Origin of the sequence: uncultured Thiodictyon sp. (assembly GCF_903828115.1) — a bacterium.
Classification (GTDB): domain Bacteria; phylum Pseudomonadota; class Gammaproteobacteria; order Chromatiales; family Chromatiaceae; genus Thiodictyon.
Map to the genome: position 1 here is coordinate 1 of NZ_CAIKKU010000808.1, position 4,447 is coordinate 4,447.

Genomic DNA, 4,447 nt, shown 5'->3' on the forward strand with positions numbered 1-4,447 from the left:
CCAAAGTCGCTCGCCGCGCGCGTCGGGTAGCTCCGAGGGCCAGCAAGCCCAGTGCCATCAGCAGGCCAGTCGCGGGTAGCGGGGCGGCGGCGACTTGTCCGGGGCGCACGGCCCAACCGTAGTGCTGGCTGCCCTTGAGGTCGCGGCCCTGGAACCCGCCGCCGGCGTCGAAGGTCCACGCGAGGTTGGGATTCGGCGAATACTCCGTACCGGGTCAGTACACGGACGACTGCATGTTGGTGAAGTGTAGATTAAGCGTAGCACTGGAGGTAATGCTTTGGTTTTGACTCAGGCCACCCTCGGTATAGAACAGGTGCCCCAATTCACTTCCGGTGCAGTTGTAGGCTGGGCCGCACGGACCCGTGCCATCGCTGTTCAGCGCCGACCACAGCCGCCAGCCGTTGGTGCCCGCATAGTTGGCCGCATTCATCGCCGTGATCCAGCTCTGGGCCACGTCCCAGGTCATTTCGCCGTCGGACGCGATACCGCTCACGCCAAAGTCCACCGTGTCGGCCAGGTTGGCGTTCTTAAGCCAGGTCAGTCCCGTCGCACCACGGTCGTTGTCCCAGACCAGGTTCACCCCGCCCGCCGTGTAGTCGATCAGCCCCGCCTGGGCCGCACCGCCGCCCAGCAGCAGCGCCCCCGCCAGCAGTCCCACGCCCGTCACTGTCGTCTTCATCGCTTGCCTTCCGGATTATCGGTTGAATAAGGGGTTCAGCAACGCGGTGCCCGGGGGTTTCCTTGCGGCTCGGGCGACAAGCACTGCCGACGGCGATATTACCTTAGCGGGGGGGGGGGAGAAGGACAAAAAACCTGATCCGACCGGCGGCGGCAGCCCGGTGGCCAGGACGCGCGGCGGTTGCGCCAGAGCGACGGGCCAAGGCCCGTCTGTGGGGTCACGGATGGGCCCCGGCACAGCGCGACCGCAGAGGTCAGGCCCGACCGTCGCTTCGTAACAATGCGGGTGGATAGGAAGACGGCGCCGGCGGTCATCGCGCAGGCAAACCTGGACCGGCCGGAGTCCAAGGCTTCAGCCTTGGCGCCGCCCGCCAAGGCTGAAGCCTTGGACTCCAGTGCGATCCAGGCCGCGTCGGCGCGCCTCAGTTACCCTGTTGGTCGTAGGTCCGGTCGAGCAGTTCGGGATAGAGCGACCGCCAGAAGCCGCACCGGTGCGCCTGGCCCGCGTCGAACCAGGCGGTCTTGTAGGGCTCCAGCCGCAAGACGGCCTCGGGGCCGACAAAGGGCTGCCACGGCGGGGCCCCGGCGGCCGCCGGGGTGCCGGTGCGGGCAAAGCTGGTCCAATAGGCCATCATCTGCGTGGCGAGCGCCTGCTGCGACGGCGTGAGCGGGGCGCCGTCGCGTTTCATGGTATTGGAGAAGCCTGGGAACTGGTAGGGCAGCTCGGAAGAATGCACCGCGCCCATGACGATCCCGGGATTGGTCACCACATCGGGCGGGTTGGGATCGGCGAATTCGTACTCATAGACTGGGACATACTTGGCAGCAAGCTGTGCCGTGCGCAGATAGATGCAGTTGTTGAGACCAACGCCCGGATTGAAGTCGGACTTGATGGACCCGAGTTGGGAGGCCGCGGACAGGCCGTTGTCCAGTGGGTATTCGGCCGCCACGCGCTGCGTCTGGTCGCCATAGTCCTGCGCCAGCCGGACGCGGAAATTGTCGCGGGTCGTCAATTGCCCGGCCAGCAGCTCATAGGCGACATAGAGGCGCAGCTCCTGGGTGTTGCCGCCGTGGATCAACGGTACCCGCACGAAGCGGCCGGTGGCGAGGGCCTCGTCGCCTTGCAGCGGCTGGGAGGGCGTGCCGTAGACGGGGGCGAAGGCCAGCAGGTCGCTGCCGGCCGCCGCGCTCCCGGCCGCGAGCAGGTCCGCCACCGGCGTCTTGCGCAGGCAGGCGAGCGCGTCCGCGCCGGTGCAGCCGACGATCTCCGCCACCCGCCGGCCGATGGTCTGCGCCACCGCATCGACCTGGCGCAGCCGGTGCGTGCAGCCGCCGCTCTGGATGATCGCCTGGTGGAACAGCCCCTGGGTCTGCTCCGGCGCCAGCAGGTGCATGCAGACGCCGGAGGCGCCCGCGGATTCACCGGCGATGGTGACGTTGTGCGGATCGCCCCCGAAGGCCGCGATATTGCGCTGTACCCAGCGCAGCGCGGCGCGCTGGTCCTGGAGCCCGTAGGCGCCGTTGGTGTCGGGATCGAAGGCCGGGTGCGGCATGAAGCCGAAGACCCCGAGGCGGTAGTTCATCGACACCACCACCGCGTCACCCGCCTTGGCCAGGGCGCTGAGGTCGTAGAGGCCGCTGGACCCGCCGACGAAGGCGCCGCCGTGAATCCACAGGATCACCGGCCGCTTGCCCTCCGGAACCTGGCCGCCGGGCGCGGGGGTGGTGACATTGAGATAGAGACAGTCCTCGTCGACACTCGCCTCGGGAATCCCATAACGCGCCGTCTGGGGGCAGAGGCCGCGATAGCGCGTGGCGTCGAGTACGCCGGACCAGGGTGCGGCCGGCCGCGGCGGCGCCCACCGCAGCTCGCCCACCGGGGGCGCCGCGAAGGGGATACCCTTGTGTTCCCGCACCCCGACGCCGATGGTCCCTGCCACCGCACCGGTGTCGGTCATGACCACCGACGGGTCCGCCTTTGCTGGCGCCTCCTGCCCTTGCGCATTGAGGATACCCGTCAGTGACAGGCAGACGGCCAGGGCCGTGCGGCGCATAGCGGGTTGGTGACGCATATCAGCAGTTCTCGTTGTCGTTGTCGTTGTTGTTGTCGTTGTCGTTGTCGTTGTCGTTGTCGTTGTCGACGGTATCGTAGAGCCCTGGCTTCTCCGGCGCCCGAAATTGCATCGCTTTTCGGAATACGATTACGATTACGACAACGACAACGACAACGATTGCGTTTGAGTCTAACTTGTTCTTGACTCGCTACGCGGTATGATTCAAACCGATCCACTCAAGTGCTTCTTGACCCGCCGCAGTCCGAGCCAGGCAAAGCCCAGGACCAGGGGTACCGCGATGCCCATGGCGAGCGTCGCGTTGATCGGCACCCCGCCATCTTCCAGACCCTTGAGTGCGTAACCGATGAGCCCCACGCCGTAATAGCCGATCGCGATGACCGACAGACCCTCGACCGTCTCCTGGAGGCGCAGTTGGATGTGCGCACGGCGATCCATGGACTCCAGCAACTGGCGGTTCTGCTCCTGCAGGGACACGTCCACCCGCGCCCGCAAGAGGCTGGTCAGCCGGGCCGCGCGCTCCGCGAGATCGGTCTGGCGCTGCTGGGTCGACTCACAGGTGGCGAGTGCCGGCGCCAGGCGGGCCTCGAGAAATTCGGTAAAGGTCTGCAGGCCCTCGATGCGCTGCTGACGCAGTTGTTCGAGCCGCTGCCGGACCATCGCGTAATAGGCCCGCGAGGCGTCGAAGCGATAGGTGGTGCGCGCCGAGACGTCCTCGATCTCGGCGGCGAGATTGGTCAGCTCGGCCAGTAGTTCGCTCTCGAAGGCCCGGCCCGCCGCCGCCCCCGGAGCGGACATGCGCGAGGACAGGAGCGCCAGCCGACGATCGGCATCGCTGAGCGTGGCGGACACCTCGCGCGCCAGCGGAAACCCGAGCAAGGCGAGCGCCCGGTAGCAGTTCAGATCCAGGATCCGTTTGGCGAGCCGCCCGGCCTGGTTCTTCGACAGACTACAGTCGCGCACCAGGATGCGGACGAAGCCGTCGTCGTCGATCCTGAAATCCGACCAGATGCGGGCCAGGCCGCCCACGGCCTCGGAGCCGATGACGGCATTGCCGCTGAAAAACTCGGCCAGTTCGTCGCTGTTGCGCTCCGGCATGGCACAGGCGTCGATCGCCATCGCGGCCGCCGAGATCACCTCGCCGGGCAGTTCGCGCAGCCACGCCTCGGGCAGGTCATGAAGCAGCGGCGCGGCGAAGGGATGCTCGTAGGCGCCCTGCCTGCTGAAGGTGTAGGTGACGAACTCGGTGTGACGCTCCCAGCGCATGCGCATGGGCCCCAGGTCGGCCGAGTAGTGCCGGTCGACCGTCTCCGGGATCGGCCGTCCATAGTGTTCGAGTAACCGCTTGAGATGCTCGACATTGCGCTCGATCCCCTGCTCGCCGCACACCACCGCGAGATAGGCCACCCGTTCCGGCGCGCGCAGCGGCTGGAAGGTGCGGGCGTGAAGCTCGGCCGTGACGACGCGGCGTAGCGGATGCTCTTGGAAGACAGGCGGCATAGTTTGGATGATCCGGGTTGCGATGCACGATTATAACCGGGCGGTCGGGGGAAAACAGGGATGCGATGGCGGGGCCCGGCACTCCGGTCGGCACCCGGGTCGCGCCGGGTCCTCAGGCCAACTGACAAGTTAAACACAACACAATCGTTGTCGTTGTCGTTGTCGTAATCGTAGAAGCGATGCAATCTGGCGTGCGC

The 4,447-nt window shown here is 66.9% G+C and carries 3 protein-coding genes; all 3 read right to left on the reverse strand.

What is annotated here, in order from left to right:
* Positions 1–214: 214 nt before the first annotated feature.
* On the reverse strand, positions 215–679 hold the full coding sequence (locus QZY48_RS29790) for a hypothetical protein (protein WP_295437447.1): 465 nt from the start codon (positions 677–679) through the stop codon (positions 215–217).
* Between the two features lie 421 nt (positions 680–1,100).
* Positions 1,101–2,750, reverse strand: a complete 1,650-nt coding sequence (locus QZY48_RS29795) for a carboxylesterase family protein (protein ID WP_295437449.1) — start codon at positions 2,748–2,750, stop codon at positions 1,101–1,103.
* A 204-nt stretch (positions 2,751–2,954) separates the two neighbouring features.
* Complete coding sequence (locus QZY48_RS29800) at positions 2,955–4,250, reverse strand: DUF3422 family protein (protein WP_295437451.1); 1,296 nt, start codon at positions 4,248–4,250, stop codon at positions 2,955–2,957.
* Between the last annotated feature and the right edge of the window lie 197 nt (positions 4,251–4,447).